The following is a 19898-nucleotide window of genomic DNA, read 5'->3' as shown; positions in this document are numbered from 1 at the left end:
TCAGCGGTGGCAGCCACGTGCCCGGGTCTTCCGGAGTTCGTCGGCGGCCTGTAAGACCTCCCGTGCGCCCGCGACCGCTTGGCGGGCACACTCGGACACCGGCGTCCCCGCTGCGAGCAGCGAGCGCATCGGTGCCTCGACGCCGACGACCGGGACCGGGGGTAGCGCAGCGACCATCTCCACCAGGGGCATCTCGCCCGTGCCGGGTACCCGGCGGTCACTCGAGTCGTCCCGGTAGACCGGATTGCGTTGTGCAAGTGTGTCGTCGCTGAGTTGGATGTACCCGACCCACTCGGGTTCGAGCATCAACAGATCATCGGGACCGTTGCCGGAGCGCACAGCATGCATGGTGTCGACGAGCAATGCGAAATCAGGGCGACCGACATGAGCGACGGCCTGCAGAGCGGTTGGCAGGTCCGTCACGGTCAATGACTTGGCGAACTCCATCGTCGTGGTCATCCCGCGGTCGGACGCCATCTCGGTGAAGACGGCGAACTGATCAAAGCTACGTGGCAGATCGGGATCCATCGTCACGGTGTTCACGCGGGTCACGCCGAATTCAGCCATGACGTCGAGGGCCGCTGCTTCGTCACGCAATTCGTATGCGGGGCGGACGACGAAACCCTCGCCGAGGGAGATCGTGACATCCCGGTCTCGCAGCGCCGCGATGAACTGTTGCCGCAGGGCGGTGTCGTCGAGCATGGAGAAGGAGGGGTGGTCGTAGATGCCGCCGCCGGTGACCTTCATGGAGATGTGGTGGCAGTCGAGGTCGGCGGCGAGGTGGACGAAGTCCACGGGCGGCAGGCCGAGCACGGTCTGATATTCGATCCCGAGTTCGCTCATCATCTCTCCTTCGCGGCTGGTCGCTTCATCGAGTCCGGTGTCCGTGTGCTGGAGCGGGCGAGTGCTCGGTCGGGAATGCCACCGGCACAGAGGATCTGATCCTCGACAAGATCTGAGGAGAGCACCTCTCCGAGGAGTCCGAGATCTGTGCCCGAGCGCTCGGCGATCTGACGGACAACGGCCACGTCCTTGCTCATCAGCTCGGCCAGTCGGCTACCGACGTGCTCCACGCCGATCCAGGCGACGCTATTGAGGGCGCGGCTGTCCCCACTGCCGTGCTGGACGGCCGACAGGATGTCGGACTCGCTGATACCGACGGCATCGGCGAGTCGAACCGCGTCGACGGCCAGGCCGACCTGTGCGACGAAGAGTGCGTTGTTGACCAGCTTGACCCGTTGACCGTGACCCACCGACCCGACGTGGAGTACCGGCGACGCGTAGGCCGCCAACGCCGGCCGCACGGCATCGAGCACAGCGGCGTCGCCGCCGACCCAGAGAGTGAGTTGACCTTCCTCGATATCCCGGGGGCCACCGGAGACCGCGGCGTCCACGACGTGCACGCCGCGCGCCGCACCGGTGTCGGCCAGCAGCGCAACAGTGTCGGGGTCGCAGGTGGTGTGCGCGACGAGTACCGCTTCGGTCTTCATTGCGGCGAGCGCACCGTCGGCGCCGAGCATCGCTTCCTGAACCTGCTCGTCGTTCAGCACCATGCTGATGACGATGTCGGCATCCTGAACGGTCTCGCCGATCGTGCCGGCGGTGACCCACCCCTTGGACTGCGCGGTAGCCAAGGCTTCCGGGCGCCGAGTGAGAACCGTGACCTCATGGCCCGCCGCGACCAGCCGTTCGACTGTGGGTGCGCCCATTCGGCCGGCCCCGATGAATCCGATCTTCATGCGGAGACCAGCCGACGGCGGTGGAAGCCGACGGACCCGTCGAGGAGTTCGTCCACCTTGATGCGGCGGATATACAGGTGGACATCGTGTTCCCAGGTGAAGCCGATCCCGCCGTGGACTTGCAGCGCGGTTTGTGCGGTTGTCCGGGTGGCTTCTCCGACGAAGGCCGCGCCTGCGGCAACTGCACGGGTCCGTGCCCGAGCGTCGTCGCCGTCGAGCGCAACGGCCGCAGCCCACAGTGAGGCGCGTGACGCTTCGACGGCCAGCGCCATGTCGGCGCAATGGTGCTTGATCGCCTGAAAACTCCCGATCACGCGATCGAACTGCGTCCGTTGGCCGGCGTAGTCGACTGTCAGCTCGAGAAGCCGCGAGGCCGCTCCCAGCGCGTCGACGGCGCGGTAGGTGGCGAGTTGGTCCCGGAGGCGGGCAACGGTTCCGGAGGGTGCCGGTGACCAGGCACTCGAGTCGAGTTCCAGGTCGATGTCGACCACAGACCACGCTCGGGTGAGGTCCAGTGTGTCGAGCGCTCGAGTGGACACGGATTCAGCCGGGACGACGGCGACGACGTCGTCTCCCTGCTCGGTCGTGGCCGCGACGAGGAGCTGCGCGGCGTCCGGGAGGCCGGTGGCGGGCGCGGTCGCACCGTGAAGTCGCAGTCGGGCCCCGTCGATCTCAGCCGACAACGACGGCGAAGCAAGGGAAGCGAGCACCGGCAGCGTCACCGACTCACCTGAAGCCGCCTCCGGGAGTCCTTGGTGGCCGATCTGTTCGAGGATCTGACAGGTGACGGCAAGTTCTGCGACGGGCACAGCGCTGCCCGCACGACCGTGTTCCTCGCTCAGCACGAGCAGGTCGACATGACAACCTCCCATTTCGGAGGTCAGCAGGCCGATGAGTCCGGATTCGGCGACGTGGGCGAGCGCGTTCGACGAGATCCTCGCCGGGCCGTCGTCGATCGTCGAGCGTCGGACGGCCAGCGGATCGTTCTTGACCAGCCAACCTCGTTCGGCTTCGGCGAGGGCTGTCTGCTCCTCGCTCAGGGCGAAATCCATGACACTCCTTGCGGATCGTAACAATTGACGTAGTTAACCACGTCAACTACCTTGCGGTCTAGATCTAGGCGGCACCCGGCCGAGAAGGTGCCGCCCATCGCGATCTTCGGAAAGAGTGGAGAGCAATGTCGATGGACTCGCTGCGTATCGAGCGAAACGCTGGTGTCGTGACGGTGGTCATGTCCCGTCCCGAGAAGAAGAACGCCGTGCACGTGCCGATGTGGCACGAGTTGGCGGATACCTTCCTCGCAATCGAAAGGGCTCGGACCGACCGCGTGATGGTGCTCACCGGCGACGGCGGAGACTTCTGCTCCGGGTCCGATCTCGCGGGCATGAAGGGTGACGACAAACTCGCGTTCATGGCGGACGTCAGTGAAGCGGCGCGTGCCTTGCATGCCTTGACAATTCCCACCATCGCGAAGGTGGACGGCGTCGCGGTCGGAGCGGGATGGAATCTGGCGTTGGGCTGTGACCTTGTGGTGGCGACCGATCGCGCCAGGTTCTCGGAGATATTCGTTCGCCGGGCACTGTCGCTGGACGGCGGCGGATCGTGGCTGCTGCCCAAGCTGGTGGGCCTCCAGAAGGCGAAGGAGATCGCGTTTTTCGGCGACATCTACTCGGCGCAGGAGGCTGCCGATCTCGGGTTGGTGACCAGCGTCGTGGCTCCCGAGGAGATCGACGAGAGGGTCACCACGATGGCCACCAGGCTGGCCGGCGGACCGGCTCGCGCCCTCTCGCTGACGAAACGGCTTCTCGATGCAGCTGCCGAAGGCGGCAGTCTGGAGCAGGCGCTGCGCGCGGAGTCGAGCGCTCAGGTCAACAACATCGGTGGGCCCGATGCGGCCGAGGCCAAGGCGGCGTTCCTGGAGAAGCGGGTGCCGGTGTTCGGTCGGCGAACTCCGTCGACGGCCACGAGCTGAGAACGAGCAGACGAGCCCCCGCGCTGCTCCGTCGGCAGCCGCGGAGGCTCGCTCGGAATCGGTCACAGCAAGGATTTGATGCTCAGTGATGGACCCATCCGCCGTCGTGCCAGTAGGTCTCGAGCTTCGACATCGGTTCCGGCCAGGTTTCCAGGTAGGTGACACCTTCGGGTCCCGCGGTCATCAGGTAAGGAGTGCCGGCTCGGCTGATCCAGAATTCGCCGGGTCCGACTGTCCGGCTGCCTTCTTCGCCGTTCTCGCCCCACGTGACATGGAATTCCCCTTCGAACACGATGATCAACTCGTCGAGATTGTGGTGATGCCTCGGAACGGCGAATCCGGGAGCGCAGCGGAGGCCGTTCAGGTTGAACGACGGGTCTATCTTCGACGCGACCCACATCTGTTCGGCGAATGTCTTCTCCATGTCGACCGGTGCCTCGGTGAGGGTACCTCCCGCCGCCCACAGGTACGCGGGGAAGGACTGGTCCACAGTCATGTCTCGCCAACCATCGGTGGACAGCAGTTCAATGAGTTCGGTTGCCATCGGACGAGTATGTCGGGACGCGGCGATATCGCGCACAGGAAAATTCCGTTCACCGGAACCCCAGAGGACGCATCCTCCCCTGTTCCATCGAGCGGAATGGGCGTGAGACACAGTGTCATCGCTGCACCTACGGTGCAGGGATGACACTGGTATTCGGCAATCTCACCGACGGCCTGGACTGGGTTCAGATGGGATTGGATCAACAGGACAATCCCAGCTATTTATGGAATGACGGCGGACTCCTCAAAGACGCACCTGTCGACTTTCGTGCGACATTCGAGGATCACATGTTCGTTACGACAAAGCCGATCGAAATGCTTCGGTTCAATCGTAATCCGTTGCGAGTGACACCAGGATTCACGGTTCCTCGCCACCATCACAACGTGGACGAAATGCTCTTTGTACTTCAGGGTGAATACCACATCGAGCACTACGACAACGACGAGCCCGAGACGGTCACGGTGCGTCCGGGGCAGGTGTTCGTCAGCCGAGCGGGGACCGCGTACACGATGACCGCAGGCGACGAGGGTGTGACCTACATCGAGACCTGGCCGCGGCCGGTGACCGAGCTGGAGACTTACTGGCACGACTTCGGCTGGGCGGTCCGGCGATGAGCTCGACGCTGACCCACGACACCACGCGTCGCACGCTCGATACCGAGAAGGGCGTCCTGCACTATCACGAGGCCGGTGATGGACCGCCTCTGCTCCTCCTGCACGGCTCCGGCCCGGGTGTCAGCGGCTGGAGCAATTATCAGGGGAATCTCCCTGCCTTCGCAGAGCATTTCCGAACCCTCATCCTGGACTTCCCCGGGTTCGGGAAGAGCTATTCGTGCGATGAGAACCCGATGCTGACCGCACTGCCGTCGGTGCTGGACTTCCTCGACGGCATGGGCCTCGACGAGGTTGCGGTGGTCGGAAACTCCATGGGTGGCAACGTCGCGTCGCGGCTTGCCGCGGCGCATCCCGAACGGGTCAGACGACTCGTCACGATCGGCGGCATCGGCACAGCGGTGTTCAGCCCGTCTCCGCCCGAGGGCATCAAACTCCTGGTCCAGTTCGTCGACCATCCCACTCGCGAGAACCTGATGTCCTGGATGGAATCGATGGTCTACGACCCGGCGATCCTGACCGAGGAGTTCGTCGAGAGCCGATGGAAGACCGCCTCGGATCCTGCAGCATTGGCCGACGTTCGGCGATTGTTCAATGCGGGGTCGTTGGCGGGTATGCGTGTCCGCAACGGCGCAGCGGTCGTCAACCAGATCGAGACCCTGACGAAGATCCAGGCACCCACCCTCATCACCTGGGGGCGCGATGATCGGGTGACGCCGTTGGACAGCTCGCTCATGCCGATGCGATTGATCCCGACATGCGAGTTGCACGTCTTCCACAACTGCGGCCACTGGGCAATGATCGAGCGCAAGGACGAGTTCGAGAGCACCGTGATCCCATATCTTCTCCGCGATGTCGAGGGCTAGGTGACTGATCGGTCCACGGGGGTGTCGCCCGGCAGTGCACGACACTGGATGTCGGAGCAGATCCCGACGGCCAATTCATGACCGATCCGGCCGTGCCTCCCGGATCGCCCCCTTCGGAACCGAGTCCTCCCGAAGGGGACTTCACCGGCAGCCCGTATCTGCGACTGACTCGCGAGGGATCCTTTGCGCACCTGGTGGTCGATCGACCGGAAGCACGCAATGCTCTGACCAACGCGATGTATTTCGGCATACGGTATGCCTCCCAACGGGTCGACGAAGATCCCGATCTGCACGGCATGCTGATCACGGGCACCGGAAATGTCTTCATCCCCGGTGGCGACTTGGGACGGCGCGGCCCGGACGCCTGGATGGACTTCTCCATCCTCGGTGGTGATGCCTTGCCTTTCAACACTCTTCGCCACAGTGTCAAGCCTGTGATCTGCGCGATCAACGGTATCTGTCAAGGTGGCGGTTTCATGATCGCGTTGTGTTCGGACGTGGCTGTCGCCGCCGAGAGTGCCACGTTCCGGGTGCCCGAGCTGTTACGAGGTATCGCCGACCTCTACTACGCGCAGATGCTGCCGCGGATCATCGGGCCGGTCCGTACCCGGGATCTGATGTTCACCGGACGCACACTGACCGCGCAGGAAGCCCTCGACTGGGGGCTGATCGCACGTGTCGTCCCGGACGAATCGCTGATGGACGCCGCGACCGAGCTGTTACGCCAGTGCGCGACAACGGCGCCGGACGCGCGCCTCCAGACCAAACGGGTGCTGGATGCCCACATGGGTCTGCACGACCGTATCGGGATGGCCGCCAGCCTACGGGGGCCCGAGTTCGTCGAGGGGTGGCAAGCGTTCTCGGAACACCGTGCCCCGGAATGGGTTCCGGAAGAACTGCGCCGTCCGGGACGGCTCTGACGGCGTCGACGACGCAACCGCGCCGCCAGCGGTTCCGGCAGGCCCCGCTGATCCCGACAGTCGGTGGTATGCGCGCCTCACCAGCGATTACGGACGGTCCCACCGAGCGGAATCGACGCTTCTTCCTGTCGATGGTGCGAAATAGACTCGCGCCAGAGGGTTCAGGTAGAAGCCGGACTGTGCCCCTGCGACGACTGTCACTCGTCCACCCCCGCGCCGCGTCGGTGGACTCACGATTCATTTCACGACTTCGATAGGTGGGCTCATGGCCGAGACCGTCACGACAGACATTCTCATCGTCGGCGCAGGTCCAGTCGGACTGTTCGGCGCGTACACGGCGGGCTTCCGCGGGTTGTCCACCGTTCTCGTCGACGGGCTCCCCCAGTGCGGCGGTCAGATCACCGCGTTGTATCCGGAGAAGGAGATACGCGACATCGCCAGTGTCCCCGCTGCCCGAGGCCGCGAGGTGGTCGCTGCGCTCAAGGCCCAGGCCGATGCCTTCGATCCGACGTATCTGCTCGGACGGGAGGCGGTGACCCTGGCTCACACCGATGAGGGCAGGGCCGTCGTCACCCTTTCCGACGGCACCGTCGTCGATGCCGGGGCAGTGATCGTGACCGCGGGCATCGGGACATTCACCCCGCGTACCCTGCCGGCCGGTGAGGAGTTCCTCGACCGAGGTCTGAGCTATTTCGTACCGGACCCGAACGAACACACCGGCCGCGACGTGCTCGTCGTCGGGGGCGGTGACAGCGCCGTCGACTGGGCTCTCGCATTGCGCGAGATCGCTCGTTCGGTGACTGTCGTCCATCGGCGCAGTACTTTCCGTGCCCATGCGGCGAGCGTCCAGGAACTGAAAACGAGTGGCGTGGAGATCATTACCGACGCACAAGTTGCTGCGCTGCTCGGAAATGGCACTGTCAGCCAGGCGCATGTCCGGGTTGACGGTCAGGACGATCACCGGGTTCTGGACGTGGACTCGGTGATTGCCGCACTGGGCTTCATCAGTAATCTCGGGCCCCTGACGACATGGGGTATGGAACTCGACCGGCGGACGATCGTCGTGGACACGCGGATGCAGACGAACGTTCCGAGGGTGTATGCAGCGGGCGACATCACCTCTTACACCGGCAAGGTGCGGCTGATGTCGGTCGGGTTCGGCGAGGTTGCGACGGCTGTCAACAACGCAGCGGTGGTTCTCGATCCCGGATTGACGTTGTTCCCCGGCCATTCCACCGACGGCTGAGCTGACCACCCGGCTCACGGCTGGGCAATCACGACGAATCATCGCAACAAGTAGGTGACTAGGTATACTATGACAGCTATGATGTAGATCTCAGCCGCGCCAGGTGCGCATCCCGATCACACGACACATCCCCGGCGCTTGGTCGGCAACGACGAGACACAAGGCGCAGCCGCAAACCAGAAACAAGCAAGGAACTTGAAACGATGAGCGATTCTCAGTACCGAATGTTGATCGACGGTGAACTGGTCGAAGCGACCGGTGGACGTGTGTACGACAACATCAATCCTGCTACCGAAGAGGTCCTCGGAACAGCTCCGAACGCGGGTGTCGAAGATGTGGAGCGGGCGATCCACGCAGCACGTCGCGCCTTCGACACCACGACGTGGTCGACCGACGTGGAGTTCCGCCGCACGTGCTTGATCCAGTTGCAAGACGTTCTGCGCAAGCACGCCGAGGACATGCGCCCGGTTCTGATCGCCGAAGCCGGGCTGCCCTACGAGCTGACCAAGCAGGTCGGGCTGGACGGCTCCATCGAGATGATCGGACATTACATCGATCTCCTCGAGAACTACGAGTTCGAGAAGGTCATCACCCCGAACGCGGGTGATGAAGGCGCCCACCGTGTCATCCGACGCGAGGCCGCCGGTGTCGTCGCCGCGATCACACCGTGGAACTATCCGGTCTTCCTCGCACTCGGCAAGCTGGCACCTACGCTGGCCGCAGGCTGCACGGTGGTCCTCAAGCCGGCACCGGACACTCCGTGGAGCACGCTGGAGATCGGGCGGCTCCTGAACGAGCACACCGACATCCCGGCCGGTGTCGTCAACATCGTGACCACCGATGACAACGAGGTCGCGTCGGTCCTCACCACGCACCCCGAGGTCGACGCCATCACCTTCACCGGTTCAACGGCCACCGGCCGCCGCATCATGGCGGCTGCCGCGCCCACGGTCAAGCGACTTCAACTCGAACTCGGCGGTAAGTCGTCGGCGATCGTGCTCGACGACGCCGACTTCGCCTCTGCCATCCCGTTCATCGTGGGCACCACCATGAGCCACGCCGGTCAGGGCTGTGGCATCTATTCGCGCCTGCTGGTGCCGCGTGAGCGCCAGGAGGAGGCGATCGCGATCGCCGAGGCGACCATGAAGATGATCCCCTGGGGCGATCCGGCCGACCCCAACAATTACATGGGGCCGTTGGCCAACAAGAAGCAGTACGAGTCCGTGCTCCGCTACTACGCGCAGGCCGAAGACGCCGGTCGGGTGATCACGGGCGGTAAGGCCAGCGACCGCTTCGACAAGGGTTACTACGTCGAGCCGACAATCGTCGCAGACGCGGACCCCCGCTCGGTGGTGGCGCAGGAGGAGATCTTCGGACCGCTGCTGTGCATCATTCCCTTCGACGACGATGACGAGGCGATCGCGATCTCCAACGACACGGTCTACGGACTCGCCGGCGGCGTCTGGAGCGCAGATCCAGAGCGTGCACGAAAGGTCGCGGAGGGCATGCGGGCCGGCGCCATCCAGATCAACGACCAGATGTGGAACCACCAGACCGCACCGTTCGGCGGCTACAAGCAGAGCGGCGTCGGTCGAGAGTGGGGAGTCGAAGGTCTCGAGGACATGCTCCAGGTCAAGTCGATCGCACGTCCGGCCTGAGGGGCCCGCTGCGGTCCGAGCATCAAACACGTTGAACAACAACCAAAATCACGTATAGCAAGGAGAACATCATGGGTAGGGTCGAAGGTAAGGTCGCTTTCATCACCGGTGCCGCGCGCGGGCAGGGGCGTAGCCACGCCGTACGCCTGGCCGAAGAGGGCGCCGACATCATCGCGATCGACATCTGCAAGGACGTTCCGTCCAACACCTACGCGATGTCGCGTCCGGAAGATCTCAAGGAGACCGCCCGCCTGGTGGAGGCCCACGGGCGACGCATCATCACCGTCGAAGCCGACGTGCGGGTGGAGGACGAGCTCGCGGCCGCGGTGGCGAGCGGGGTCGAGGAGTTCGGTCGCCTCGACATCGTCGTCGCCAACGCAGGTATCTGTCCGATGCTCAGCGATGCCGGCATGCAGGGCTGGATCGACGTCATCGGAATCAACCTCATGGGTGCCCAGAATGCCATCCACGTGGCCCTCCCGTACCTCAAGGAGGGTGGGTCGATCATCGCGACGGGATCGACTGCGGCACTCATGCCATCCGGCGGCGTGGAGAACCCCGGTGCGGACCCGGGCGGCGCCGGCTACCCCGTTGCCAAGCAGTTGCTCACCCATTACATGAACGAACTCGCTCGCGTGGTGGCGCCGCAGATGATCCGGGCCAACGTGGTTCATCCCACCAACGTCAACACCGCGATGCTGCAGAGCGACGCGATGGCCAGGATCTTCCGCCCGGACCTGGAGAACCCGAAGATGGAGGATGCGCGCGACGCGTTCACCGTCCAGCAGTCGATGCCGGTTCCGTGGGTCGACCCCGTCGACATCAGCAACGCTGTGGTCTACCTGGCATCGGACGAGTCCCGTTATGTCACCGGAACGCAGATGCGCGTCGACGCCGGCGGTTACCTCAAGTGGTACCCGTTCCATGTCTGAGCCCACCGTCAAGATGTCACCGACAGAAGGGGTCGAAATGAGAGTGCAAGTTGATGAGCGGGTGTGCCAAGGACACACGCTGTGCGCAATGGTCGCGCCCGATCTGTTCACGCTCAGGGACGAAGACGGTCACAGCGAGGCGAATGATGGCGGCAGGATCGCCAGTGGCCAAGAACAGGCGGCGAATTCGGCGATCAGTTCGTGTCCCGAGCGCGCGATCCAGATGATCGAGGGCTGATTCTCATGGACGACGGAATCACAATGACGACGGACAGTGCCTCCAAGACCGAAGAACTGAAGAAGTGCCCGATCGACTTCGAGCGTCACGGTCCCGGGTTCCGCCAGGGGTTTGTCGAACAGACGCACGAGTTGCACGCGAAATGCCCCGTCGCGTGGACCGGTTCCTACGAGGATCACTGGGTCGTGAGCGGGATGGATCAGGTGTTCGCGGTGGCTCGCCGACCCGAAGTGACCAACTTCCGCGACGCGGACGGCAGCGTCAACGGCTACAAGGGAATCTCCATCCCGGCATACGACTATGGGCCGTACGACACCCCGTCGTTCCTCGAGCTCGATCCGCCGGAACAGACCGACTTCCGAAAAGTGCTGAACCCCTACATGTCACCTGCGGCCGTGGCGCGGTGGGTGCCGATCATCGACGAGCTCGTCCATGCTTGCCTTGACGACCACATCGAAAGCGGCAGCATCGACTTCATCGACGATCTGGCGACCATCGTGCCTGCGATCACCACGATGGGCATGCTGGGGCTGCCGCTGGCCGACTGGGATGTCCACAGCGAAGCCCAGCACGCGTTGATGTACACCCCGCCGGGCTCGCCGGATCATGAACGGGTGATGAAGATCGTCATGGCCAGTAGGGCCGCGCTGACCGATGCGGTGCCCGAGGTCCGGGCGAATCCCCGGCCGGGATTCGTCGACGCACTCATCAACGCGACTGTCGCCGGTAGGGTCCTCACCGACCAGGAGATCACCGGGACGTTGATGCTGCTGGTCGGCGGCGGATTCGACACCACGACTGCATTGACTGGCCAGTCGCTCCTGTGGCTGTCCCAGCACCAGGACGAGCGGGCGCGCCTCGCTGCCGAGATCGACACGCTGCTCGACCCGGCCACCGAAGAGTTCCTCCGATTCTTCACCCCGGCGGTGGGCGACGCGCGTACCTTCAGCGAGGACGTCGAGATCGACGGCGTCGAGTTCAAAGAGGGTGAGCGCGTATGGGTCTCGTGGTCGATGGCGAACCGCTCGCCGGAGGTGTTCCCGGACCCGGACGAGGTCGATTTCGACCGCACGGGTAACCGGCACGCTGCCTTCGGCCTCGGTATCCACCGGTGCATCGGTTCGAACGTCGCGCGCAATGTCTTCAAGCGGATGGTTACCGCGGTGCTCGATCGGATGCCCGATTTTGTGATCGATCCCGACGCGGTGGTCCACTACGAGTCGGTCGGTCAGATCAACGGCCTGGTGAACATGCCTGCGACCTTCACCCCGGGCGAGCGCCGTGGTCCGGGGCTCGCGCAGACCATCGAGAAGGTTCAGAAGATCGTCGTCGACGAGCAGCTGGCCGAGCGGGTCACCGCTCGACGGGATCGGTAAAGCCGTACGCCGAAGGGGGAGTCAGGTCTGGACACCCCCTTCGGCTTCGTTTCATGTCCAGATTGGTGGAACCAGTGGTATTCGAACTACCGAACCCGACCGACATCGACTGGTTCGCTGGACGAGTCGCAGTCGTCACAGGCGGGTCGCGAGGGATCGGCCGCGCGGTGGTGGGCCGTCTCGCGGACCGAGGTGCGTCCGTCGTCCTCAACGGCCGTGATCACGGAGTCCTGAACCGTGCCGTGGCAGAGATCAGGGAGGCCGGTGGCACTGCGGTCGGAGTGCAGGGAGACTTCACCGAATCCGCTTTTGCGACGCGGCTCGTGAACACCGCGATCGACGAGTTCGGCAGGATCGACTTCGTCGTCAACAATGCCGCCGCCAGCTTTTATCACGGACCCGTACTGGACTGCGGGAGAAAAGAGTTCGAGGCAACCATCCTGGCAAATACCTGGCCTGCGGTGTCGATCATCCAGGCGGCGTCGGCCGTCGGGCTTCCCAACGGATCGGCCGTGGTCAACATCTCCTCGGCTGGGGCGCGGCGTGTTCACGAGGCGGCGGGGATCTACACCGCGGGAAAGGCGACTCTCGAGAGTCTGACCTTCACTCTGGCCCGCGAGCTGGGACCGCGCGGGGTCACCGTCAACACGATAGAACCGGGCATCATCAAAACCGATCTCGCCGCGCCGATCTGGGAGGGCGAGCGCGGAGTCGCCGAGGCCGGTTTGGTGCCGATGCAGCGACTAGGGGAACCGACCGATATCGCCGGCGCGGTGATCTACCTCTTGGGCCCAGACGCGCGATGGGTCACCGGATCGATGCTGCGAGTCGACGGCGGGCGCTTCCATGTCGGCGGCGAGTCGGCCGACAAGATCGGGTCCTTCTCCTAGGGACATCGTCCCGGCAAATGAGCGTCCGAGACCACTCGGGCGCCGACAATTCATCGAGTGGATAGGTTCTGACAGTGACATTACGAGTCGGTGTGGTCGGTCTCAGCGCGTCAGGAAGCTGGGCGTCCTACGGCCATCTCCCCGCGTTGCGGGCCGCCGAAGGTTTCGAGATCAGCGCCATTGCAACGAGTTCTGCGGCCTCGGCACAGGCGGCCGCCGAAGCATATGGGGTGCCGCGGGCCTTCGCGAGCGTCGAAGAACTCGCGCAGTGCGACGACGTGGACCTCGTGGTGATCGCGGTGAAGGTGCCCGAGCATCGAGACCTGGTCCTCAAGGCGCTGGGAGCGGGGAAACCCGTCCTCTGCGAATGGCCACTCGCCAACGGCGTCGCCGAGGCGGAGGAACTGGTGCGCGCCGCGGAGGGTGCCGACGTGTTCGTCGGCTTCCAGGGGACAGCGGCTCCGGCCGTGCGATACCTGCGTGACCTGATCGCGGATGGATTCGTCGGCGACGTCGTGTCGACGAGTCTGCTCGCGACGTCGGGTCCTTGGGGTGGCCCGGTCGGGGACCGCACCGCGTACCTGCTGGACAAGTCGCACGGCGCGACTCTCCTCTCGATCGTCTTCGGGCATCTTGTCGACTCCTTCGCTTACGTCCTCGACGACTTCGTTGACGTGAGCGCGACCACCGCGGTACGCCACCCGCGAGTCCTCAACACCGACTCGGGGGCACTCGTCGAAGCCACTGCCGCGGACGAGATCTCCGTTTCCGGCACCCTCGCCGGCGGCGCGGTCGCGTCGATCCACCTCCGGGGTGCCAACAGCCATTCCACCAAGTTGCTCTGGGAGATCGTCGGTACGGACGGCTTCCTGCGGATCGAAGGCAACGGCGGGACGCTGTCGAATCCGTTGACGATCACCGGAGCTCACGGAGACGAAGAGATTCACGAACTCCCGTTGCCCGACGGCTATGACGATCACCCGGACCTCGCCGGCTCGCCGGCACACGCCGTCGCGCACGAGTACGACCGTATCCGAGCGCACCTCGATGGCGGAGCGCAGCAGGCGCCGGACTTCACGCACGGCCTGCGACGTCATCGTCTGCTCGACGCGATCGAGCGCGCGGCGCAGACCGGTTCGAGGCAGGGCGTCGGCGAGCCGTCGGCAGTCCGGTGACAACGGTGGGCGAGCTCAACACTCTGAACGAGCTCGAGGAGCTGCGGGCCGTCGAGTCCATCAAGCTCCTGCGCGCACGTGTCGCGCGCTTCCTGGACACCAAGAAGTGGGCGGAGTTGCGTGACTGCTTCACCGAAGACGCCGTCCTCGAAGCGCCAGAGGTGAACCTTCGGTGGGATGGCCGGGATGCGATCGTGCAGGGCATCAGCTCCGGCATGGACGGCGTGCGCAGTGTGCACCATCTCCACGCTCCGGAGATCGAGATCACCGGCGTCGACACCGCGACCGGGGTGTGGGCGATGTCGGACAGTCTAGAACGGACCTCGTCCGACGGGACGGCGATCGTGACCGGGTACGGGCACTACTGGGACACCTACGTCCGCAGGGGCGACCAGTGGCGAGTCCGGTCGCTGCGGTTGGAGCGTATCCGCATCGACTCGTAGCGTTCGAATGCCAAGAGACCCAGTGGAATACGGCAGATCCGGTCGGATGCGAGACAAGACGGCCGCCAGAGCGATGCTCTGGCGGCCGTCGTCGTTGGGCAGTCACGGGGTGTCGAACGACAGCGCACGTTCCTCGAACAGCCACTGCTCGCCTTCGCCCTGTACCAGCACGTCCTCGTATGTGCCCACCAGTTCCACTGAGGTTCCCCCCGCATAGTGGAGGGTGATTTACGCGGCTAGAAGCTCCGCAGTCAGTGACATCTCGTAGTTGACCGGGCTGAGCATCTCGATCGTTGAGTGCCGCCTCGTAGTGTTGTAGTAATTCATCCAGTTGTCAACCGCAGCAATCAATTCGGTCTTGTGGACGTAGCTGTGGCGGTAGTAGTGCTCGTGTTTGAACGTCGACCACAGCGATTCGGCACCCGCATTATCCCAGCACACCCCGGTCCGGCCCATCGAACGCAGCAGACCGTGCGGTTCACATGCCTGGGCCATCGTGTGAGCGGTGTATTGAGATCCCCTGTCCGAGTGCACAATCGTGCCTTGCACCCGGCCGCCACGGGTCCGCACCGCCATCTCGACCGCATCGGTCACCAACTCAGTACGCATGTGATCAGCGACCGCCCACCCCAGCACCCGTTTGGAGTGCTCATCTTTGATCGCGCACAAATACATGTCGCCTTCGCCGCAGGTCAAGTAGGTGATGTCCGAAGTCCAGACCGCATCGATCCGCCCCTGATCGAAGACCCGGTTGACCAAATCAGGCGGGAACGTGGCGAACGGATCGACGACCGTAGTCGGCGGTGAGAACGTGCGCGGGCTGATCCCGGCGATACCTCGCTCGGCCATCATCTTGGCAACAGTCTTCTCGGTCACCAGCTGGCCCTGTGCGCGCAGCTCGGCAGTGATTCGAGGCGCCCCGTACACCCCGTGCGACTCCTTGTGGATGGACGTGATCTGCACACCCAACTCCTCGCGGCGCCGTTTGTTGGGACTCAAATCTGTTGTTACCGTTGACTTGAGGTGCTTGTAATAGCCCGACACCGACACACCCAGCAGGGTGGCCATGCGACCGATTGCTGTGGTGGCGCACTCCGCGGCCATCAACGCGTGCTTCTCTACCGTTGATGGTTCGCCGCGAAGTACGCCGACGCTTTTTTCAAGAACGCGATGTCCTTCTCCTGCTCGGCAACCGCGCCAGCTCGTCTCGCTCAGCGGCTGTGAGCGGCTCCTGTCCGGTCTGACCGGCAGCGTCGAGGCGCCGGCGTTCATCGGCCACCCAGCGGCCGAGCAAGCCGTCGTTGAGGCCGAGGTCGCGGGCGACCTCGGCGATGGATCGACCTGAATCGATCACTCGATGCGCAGCATCGACTTTGTACTCGGTCGTGAACGACCGACGCTTCCGCGACATGTGAACATCCTCCCAGCGCGACCATCAATCCCGCTATCTCGGTGTCCACTACCAGGGGGGAACCTCACACCACCCACGCATGGTCGCGAGCGTTGATCCACAGCAGGGTGCTGGTCGCCAGCGCGCGCCCGTCGTCTCTGCGGGTGACGACGGTGTCGACCACCACGTGGCGCTGTGGATGGTCTGCCATCAGCGGTGCGTAGAGCGTGCGGAGCGCGGCGTGCCCGACGGCCGGCTCCATCCGAGGCAGCTCCGAACGTCCCTCGGGGGTGAACAGCCCGATCAGTTCGTCGAGGCGGCCGCTGTCGAGTGCACGCGTGTAGGCGGCGAGGGTATGGCGGACGCCCTCTGCCACAAGGGGGTCGGCGAGCTTGAGCGGGGCGGGATTGCCCATGGAATCCTCTGTCGGAGTGGGGTTACGGTTGATCGTGGAGTGGGTTCAGGTCTACACCGGCGCCATGCGGATCGCGCCGTCGATCCGGATCGTCTCGCCGTTGATCATTGCGTTGTCGACGATGGCCAACGCCAGCTTTGCGTACTCGGACGGGTCGCCGAGGCGGCTGGGATGGGGGACCTGAGATGCGAGGGAATCGCGGACCTTCTCCGACAGCCCCCCGAGGATCGGCGTCTCGAACGTGCCCGGTGCGATCGTCACGACCCGGATGAGTTTGCGCGCCAGATCGCGCGCCGCGACGATCGTCAGCCCTGCGACGCCCGCCTTCGCAGACGAGTACGCGGCCTGGCCGATCTGTCCTTCGAAGGCGGCCACGGAGGCTGTCATGATGATCACTCCGCGTTCGCCGTCTACGGCCTCGTTCTTGGCCATCCGCGTGGCCGCCAGACTGGCGACCGTGAACGTCCCGACCAGGTTCGTGTCGATCACCTGCTTGTAGAGTTCGAGGTCGCCCGCCGTGCCGTCTTTGTTCACCAGCCGCACCTTGCCGCCGCGACCTGCGCAATGGACGACCGCACGCAGCGGCGCGATCTTTTCTGCGGCGGCGAGACCGGCGTCGATGGACGCAGGGTCGCGGACATCGGCGGGAACGAAGGTGGCCAGTTCGCCTAGCTCGGCGGCGACCGCAGCGCCGTTCGACGATGGCAGATCGATGAGAACGGTCGGAACGCCGCGCGCGATGAACGCCTCGGCGGTGGCTTTGCCGAGGCCGGATGCGCCCCCGGTGACTGCGGTGCAAGCATTCGTGAGGTCCATTGATCGTGCCCTTCTCTACGGCTTGTGCGGGGTGAGAGTCCCGCGATACGTTCAACGTAGTTAAATAGGTAATATTTGTCTACCAGCGTCGAGTCGACGTCGGGCCGTTGTGTCGAAGGGGTGAGCATGGATGGGGTAGACGGCGGTGTGCTGGTCTTTCGGATCTGTTTCGTTCTGGCGGGTGGGCCGACCACAGCGCAGCGGCCACTGCTCACGGTTGCGTATCGAACCACAGCCGTGCAGGTTTCGGTCGTTTCCGCGGTATGAGCGCCGGGATGTCGGTCGAGCGGACGAGGTCGTCGGAGGCCGACCGTTGTGGGCGCGGTGAAGGGGCCATTCGAGGCCTCGTGAACCTTCGCGATGTCGGGGGGTTGGCGTTCACCGACGGCGGCGTGACCGCGAGCGGGGTTCTCTATCGCGGCGATGCTCCATACCCGGGTGACACTGATCCCGAGCTGAAATCCTGGCCGCCGGCATGCGTTGTCGATCTGCGTGGTGTCCGAGAACGTTCGCGCTTCGCTTACGAATGGCCTGCGGGACAGGCGGTCTATCACGTGCCGATGCTGGACGCCGCTGCGCCGGACGCGGCGCCGACCGACCTGACAGAAGTCTTCCTCCGCATGCTGCACTGCGCGGAGATCTGGGCGGCTGACCTGCTCCGGTACGTAGCGTCGTCGACGGGTCCTACGCTCGTGCACTGCACAGCGGGAAAGGACCGGACCGGCGTGGCCGTGGCGGCTCTTCTGCTCGCCGCAGGCGTCGAACCTTCTGCGGTGACCGGCGACTTCGTCCGCAGCGAAGCGGCCGTGCCGAACCTGTACGCGAGGTGGCTCGACGTTGGCGTTCGGAAGCACGATTCGCCTCCGCTCCCGGAGAAGTACATGCACGCGCCGGTCGAGGCGATCGCACCCGTCATCGACCGCTTGACGTCGATCCGTGGTGGACCGGCCCGGTGGTTTCTCGACAACGGGGCGGACCCTGATGCACTCGCCCGGTGGCAGACCCGGCTGCGCGGGACTGGCCGGCGATGACCCGCTCACCGAACCCAGCACACCCGGTCGGTGGCGCACGCGGTGTGCTCGAGCAGTGGTACCGCCGGGGATACTACGGCTCCAGTACCTGGGTCGATGTCCTGTCGGACGAACACGCGCCCGGATCACACAGTCCGGTCGTCTATTGCGCTGCCGACGGTTCCCGATCGGTGACGTCCATCGGTGAGATTCGCGAGGAGGCGAAGCGGGTGGCCGCCGGGCTGCGCACCCACGGGGTGCGTCCGGGAGATGCAGTGGCAGTGCAGCTCGCCAACCGGATCGAGGCGTCCGTGGCGTATGCGGCCGTCCTGCTGGCCGGCGGGGTACTCGTGCCCATCGTGCACATCTACGGACCGAACGAGGTGCGGTTCATCCTCGAGCAGTCGGAAGCCGTGATGCTGATCCAGTCGGATCGGTGGCGCACCACGGATTTCGGCTCCCGACTCGAGAGCTACACGGAGCTGCCGTCTTTGCGACACGTGGTGATCGTGGGCGATGACACTCCTGCCGGGGCGGTGCCCTGGCGTGACCTGTCGACCTCGGCGGAGTACCTCCGACCCACCGTGCTCGCGGACGACATAGCTCTTCTCGTCTACACGTCGGGTACGACCTCAGCGCCGAAGGGTGTTCAGCACAGCCATAATTCGTTGATCGCCGAGGTGCGATCCGAACCCGGAGCGCCCGGGGGACCCAGGGATCGCGTCCAACTCGTCTCGTTCCCGCCGGGGCACATCGCGGGAGTCAGCAATGTGCTGCGACCGCTCGTGCACGGCCGCAGCGCGGTCTACATGGAGCGCTGGGATGCCTCCGTGGCCGCGGAGCTGATCTCACGCTATCGGGTCACCTCGACCTCCGGGACGCCGTTCCATCTCGCCGGGCTGCTGGACGTGGAGGACGTCGAGTCCAAGCTGCGGACGCTGACGGACTTTCTCGTCGGGGCGGCCACGGTCCCGGAAGGGTTGGTTCGGCGTGCGGAAGCGGCCGGCATCGCCACGTTCCGCTGCTACGGCTCCACCGAACATCCCACCGCCACTTCCGGTCACGCCGGGGAGGCGGTCGCGGCGCGACTGGGCACCGATGGTGCGCCGATGGCCGGCGTCGGGGTTCGCATCCTCGACAACGACGGAGCTGATGTACCCATTGGGATGGACGGTGAGGTAGTGCTCCAGGGGCCCGACCAGTTCGTCGGATACCGAGACGCGCGACTGGACGCGGATGTGTTCACCATTGATGGCTGGATGCGTACCGGCGACCTCGGCCACCTGGACGGCCAGGGTCGTCTGACGATCACCGACCGGATCAAGGACGTGGTGATCAGGGCAGGGGAGACGATCTCTTCGAGTCAGGTCGAGGACATCATCGCAAGTCACCCGGCGATTGCAGAGGCCGCGGTCGTCGCGGCGCCGGACCCACGCTACGGAGAGGTGATCGCGGCCGTGGTCGTCCTCGAACCCGGTGCGGGCCTCACCCTCGACGGGCTCCGGGCGCACTTCGCGTCGTCGGGCCTGGCCCGTCAGAAGACGCCCGAACGCCTTGTGTTCGTCGACGCGTTGCCGCGCACTGCATTGGGCAAGGTCCGAAAGTCTGACCTGCGTGCGGAACATTTTGGTCGTTGACCGGGGTGTCTCTGTGTCGC

At 64.8% G+C, this 19898-nt stretch carries 22 protein-coding genes; 14 read left to right on the top strand and 8 right to left on the bottom strand.

Annotated features, from left to right (window positions below):
• Genes ACPXCG_RS04975 through ACPXCG_RS04965 form a run of 3 tightly spaced genes read right to left on the bottom strand, consistent with a single transcriptional unit; the run spans window position 1 to window position 2791 of the window.
• Window positions 1–843 carry a sugar phosphate isomerase/epimerase family protein gene (locus ACPXCG_RS04975; RefSeq protein ID WP_425789660.1) on the bottom strand — a complete coding sequence of 281 codons (843 nt, stop codon included), beginning with the start codon at window positions 841–843 and terminating at the stop codon, window positions 1–3.
• The gene (locus tag ACPXCG_RS04970) at window positions 843–1739 is read right to left on the bottom strand and encodes an NAD(P)-dependent oxidoreductase (RefSeq protein ID WP_425789658.1); all 897 of its coding nucleotides are present in this window, start codon (window positions 1737–1739) and stop codon (window positions 843–845) included. The genes ACPXCG_RS04975 and ACPXCG_RS04970 overlap by 1 nt, the downstream gene beginning before the upstream one ends.
• Window positions 1736–2791 carry an acyl-CoA dehydrogenase family protein gene (locus tag ACPXCG_RS04965; RefSeq protein WP_425789656.1) on the bottom strand — a complete coding sequence of 352 codons (1056 nt, stop codon included), beginning with the start codon at window positions 2789–2791 and terminating at the stop codon, window positions 1736–1738. The genes ACPXCG_RS04970 and ACPXCG_RS04965 overlap by 4 nt, the downstream gene beginning before the upstream one ends.
• Before the next feature lie 125 nt (window positions 2792–2916).
• Between ACPXCG_RS04965 and ACPXCG_RS04960 the strand changes: the two genes are divergently transcribed.
• Complete coding sequence (locus ACPXCG_RS04960; RefSeq protein WP_425789654.1) at window positions 2917–3711, top strand: enoyl-CoA hydratase/isomerase family protein; 795 nt, start codon at window positions 2917–2919, stop codon at window positions 3709–3711.
• An 82-nt stretch (window positions 3712–3793) separates the two neighbouring features.
• Here the strand turns inward: ACPXCG_RS04960 and ACPXCG_RS04955 are convergent, their stop codons facing one another.
• The gene (locus tag ACPXCG_RS04955) at window positions 3794–4255 is read right to left on the bottom strand and encodes a cupin domain-containing protein (protein WP_425789652.1); all 462 of its coding nucleotides are present in this window, start codon (window positions 4253–4255) and stop codon (window positions 3794–3796) included.
• A 140-nt stretch (window positions 4256–4395) separates the two neighbouring features.
• On the opposite strand from ACPXCG_RS04955, the gene ACPXCG_RS04950 reads away from it, so the two are divergent.
• The 11 genes from ACPXCG_RS04950 (at window position 4396) to ACPXCG_RS04900 (ending at window position 14610) form a co-directional block, all read left to right on the top strand.
• Complete coding sequence (locus tag ACPXCG_RS04950) at window positions 4396–4869, top strand: cupin domain-containing protein (protein ID WP_425789650.1); 474 nt, start codon at window positions 4396–4398, stop codon at window positions 4867–4869.
• A complete protein-coding gene (locus ACPXCG_RS04945; protein WP_425789648.1) occupies window positions 4866–5732 on the top strand; it encodes an alpha/beta fold hydrolase in 867 nt (288 codons plus the stop codon). The genes ACPXCG_RS04950 and ACPXCG_RS04945 overlap by 4 nt, the downstream gene beginning before the upstream one ends.
• 77 nt (window positions 5733–5809) lie before the next feature.
• Window positions 5810–6652 (top strand): enoyl-CoA hydratase/isomerase family protein, encoded by an 843-nt coding sequence (locus tag ACPXCG_RS04940; protein WP_425789646.1) that lies wholly within the window; start codon window positions 5810–5812, stop codon window positions 6650–6652.
• A 265-nt stretch (window positions 6653–6917) separates the two neighbouring features.
• Window positions 6918–7898, top strand: coding sequence for an NAD(P)/FAD-dependent oxidoreductase (locus ACPXCG_RS04935; protein ID WP_425789644.1), 981 nt, complete (start codon window positions 6918–6920; stop codon window positions 7896–7898).
• 203 nt (window positions 7899–8101) lie between these two features.
• Window positions 8102–9556, top strand: a complete 1455-nt coding sequence (locus ACPXCG_RS04930; protein WP_425789642.1) for an aldehyde dehydrogenase family protein — start codon at window positions 8102–8104, stop codon at window positions 9554–9556.
• A gap of 71 nt (window positions 9557–9627) precedes the next feature.
• Window positions 9628–10488, top strand: a complete 861-nt coding sequence (locus ACPXCG_RS04925; RefSeq protein ID WP_425789640.1) for a mycofactocin-coupled SDR family oxidoreductase — start codon at window positions 9628–9630, stop codon at window positions 10486–10488.
• Window positions 10421–10726, top strand: coding sequence for a ferredoxin (locus tag ACPXCG_RS04920; RefSeq protein WP_425789638.1), 306 nt, complete (start codon window positions 10421–10423; stop codon window positions 10724–10726). Before ACPXCG_RS04925 ends, ACPXCG_RS04920 begins: the two co-directional genes overlap by 68 nt.
• Window positions 10727–10749: 23 nt before the next feature.
• A complete protein-coding gene (locus tag ACPXCG_RS04915; RefSeq protein ID WP_425789636.1) occupies window positions 10750–12102 on the top strand; it encodes a cytochrome P450 in 1353 nt (450 codons plus the stop codon).
• A gap of 53 nt (window positions 12103–12155) precedes the next feature.
• Window positions 12156–12992 (top strand): SDR family NAD(P)-dependent oxidoreductase, encoded by an 837-nt coding sequence (locus ACPXCG_RS04910; RefSeq protein ID WP_425789634.1) that lies wholly within the window; start codon window positions 12156–12158, stop codon window positions 12990–12992.
• Window positions 12993–13066: 74 nt separating this feature from the next.
• A complete protein-coding gene (locus tag ACPXCG_RS04905) occupies window positions 13067–14167 on the top strand; it encodes a Gfo/Idh/MocA family protein (protein ID WP_425789632.1) in 1101 nt (366 codons plus the stop codon).
• Window positions 14168–14172: 5 nt separating this feature from the next.
• Complete coding sequence (locus tag ACPXCG_RS04900) at window positions 14173–14610, top strand: nuclear transport factor 2 family protein (protein WP_425789630.1); 438 nt, start codon at window positions 14173–14175, stop codon at window positions 14608–14610.
• Between the two features lie 228 nt (window positions 14611–14838).
• Here ACPXCG_RS04900 and ACPXCG_RS04895 read toward each other — a convergent pair whose 3' ends face one another.
• The 4 genes from ACPXCG_RS04895 to ACPXCG_RS04880 all read right to left on the bottom strand — a co-directional run bounded on the left by ACPXCG_RS04895 (window position 14839) and on the right by ACPXCG_RS04880 (window position 17231).
• Entirely contained in the window at window positions 14839–15882 is a 1044-nt protein-coding gene (locus tag ACPXCG_RS04895; protein WP_425789628.1) for an IS3 family transposase, read from the bottom strand.
• Window positions 15770–16021: a transposase gene (locus ACPXCG_RS04890; protein WP_425789626.1), complete on the bottom strand. Its 252-nt coding sequence runs from the start codon at window positions 16019–16021 to the stop codon at window positions 15770–15772. The genes ACPXCG_RS04895 and ACPXCG_RS04890 overlap by 113 nt, the downstream gene beginning before the upstream one ends.
• A 64-nt stretch (window positions 16022–16085) precedes the next feature.
• Window positions 16086–16415 carry a nuclear transport factor 2 family protein gene (locus ACPXCG_RS04885; protein ID WP_425789624.1) on the bottom strand — a complete coding sequence of 110 codons (330 nt, stop codon included), beginning with the start codon at window positions 16413–16415 and terminating at the stop codon, window positions 16086–16088.
• A 51-nt stretch (window positions 16416–16466) separates the two neighbouring features.
• Window positions 16467–17231, bottom strand: a complete 765-nt coding sequence (locus ACPXCG_RS04880) for an SDR family NAD(P)-dependent oxidoreductase (RefSeq protein WP_425789622.1) — start codon at window positions 17229–17231, stop codon at window positions 16467–16469.
• A gap of 347 nt (window positions 17232–17578) precedes the next feature.
• Here ACPXCG_RS04880 and ACPXCG_RS04875 point away from each other — a divergent pair, with 347 nt between their 5' ends.
• Both ACPXCG_RS04875 and ACPXCG_RS04870 read left to right on the top strand, forming a co-directional pair.
• Complete coding sequence (locus tag ACPXCG_RS04875) at window positions 17579–18262, top strand: tyrosine-protein phosphatase (protein WP_425789620.1); 684 nt, start codon at window positions 17579–17581, stop codon at window positions 18260–18262.
• Entirely contained in the window at window positions 18226–19878 is a 1653-nt protein-coding gene (locus ACPXCG_RS04870; RefSeq protein ID WP_425789618.1) for a class I adenylate-forming enzyme family protein, read from the top strand. The genes ACPXCG_RS04875 and ACPXCG_RS04870 overlap by 37 nt, the downstream gene beginning before the upstream one ends.
• The last annotated feature ends 20 nt before the right edge of the window (window positions 19879–19898 follow it).

The organism is Gordonia sp. DT218, from assembly GCF_049847105.1.
Classification (GTDB): Bacteria; Actinomycetota; Actinomycetes; order Mycobacteriales; family Mycobacteriaceae; genus Gordonia.
This window is presented reverse-complemented; position numbering and strand designations above follow the sequence as displayed.

Coding starts and splice junctions, on each gene's coding strand:
- ACPXCG_RS04895 (WP_425789628.1), bottom strand. CDS start 15,882: ATGAACGCCGGCGCCTCGACGCTGCCGGTCAGACCGGACAGGAGCCGC.
- ACPXCG_RS04930 (WP_425789642.1), top strand. CDS start 8,102: ATGAGCGATTCTCAGTACCGAATGTTGATCGACGGTGAACTGGTCGAA.
- ACPXCG_RS04935 (WP_425789644.1), top strand. CDS start 6,918: ATGGCCGAGACCGTCACGACAGACATTCTCATCGTCGGCGCAGGTCCA.
- ACPXCG_RS04920 (WP_425789638.1), top strand. CDS start 10,421: ATGTCACCGGAACGCAGATGCGCGTCGACGCCGGCGGTTACCTCAAGT.
- ACPXCG_RS04950 (WP_425789650.1), top strand. CDS start 4,396: ATGACACTGGTATTCGGCAATCTCACCGACGGCCTGGACTGGGTTCAG.
- ACPXCG_RS04955 (WP_425789652.1), bottom strand. CDS start 4,255: ATGGCAACCGAACTCATTGAACTGCTGTCCACCGATGGTTGGCGAGAC.
- ACPXCG_RS04915 (WP_425789636.1), top strand. CDS start 10,750: ATGACGACGGACAGTGCCTCCAAGACCGAAGAACTGAAGAAGTGCCCG.
- ACPXCG_RS04925 (WP_425789640.1), top strand. CDS start 9,628: ATGGGTAGGGTCGAAGGTAAGGTCGCTTTCATCACCGGTGCCGCGCGC.
- ACPXCG_RS04940 (WP_425789646.1), top strand. CDS start 5,810: ATGACCGATCCGGCCGTGCCTCCCGGATCGCCCCCTTCGGAACCGAGT.
- ACPXCG_RS04885 (WP_425789624.1), bottom strand. CDS start 16,415: ATGGGCAATCCCGCCCCGCTCAAGCTCGCCGACCCCCTTGTGGCAGAG.
- ACPXCG_RS04890 (WP_425789626.1), bottom strand. CDS start 16,021: ATGTCGCGGAAGCGTCGGTCGTTCACGACCGAGTACAAAGTCGATGCT.
- ACPXCG_RS04910 (WP_425789634.1), top strand. CDS start 12,156: ATGTCCAGATTGGTGGAACCAGTGGTATTCGAACTACCGAACCCGACC.
- ACPXCG_RS04960 (WP_425789654.1), top strand. CDS start 2,917: ATGTCGATGGACTCGCTGCGTATCGAGCGAAACGCTGGTGTCGTGACG.
- ACPXCG_RS04965 (WP_425789656.1), bottom strand. CDS start 2,791: ATGGATTTCGCCCTGAGCGAGGAGCAGACAGCCCTCGCCGAAGCCGAA.
- ACPXCG_RS04970 (WP_425789658.1), bottom strand. CDS start 1,739: ATGAAGATCGGATTCATCGGGGCCGGCCGAATGGGCGCACCCACAGTC.
- ACPXCG_RS04975 (WP_425789660.1), bottom strand. CDS start 843: ATGAGCGAACTCGGGATCGAATATCAGACCGTGCTCGGCCTGCCGCCC.
- ACPXCG_RS04945 (WP_425789648.1), top strand. CDS start 4,866: ATGAGCTCGACGCTGACCCACGACACCACGCGTCGCACGCTCGATACC.
- ACPXCG_RS04880 (WP_425789622.1), bottom strand. CDS start 17,231: ATGGACCTCACGAATGCTTGCACCGCAGTCACCGGGGGCGCATCCGGC.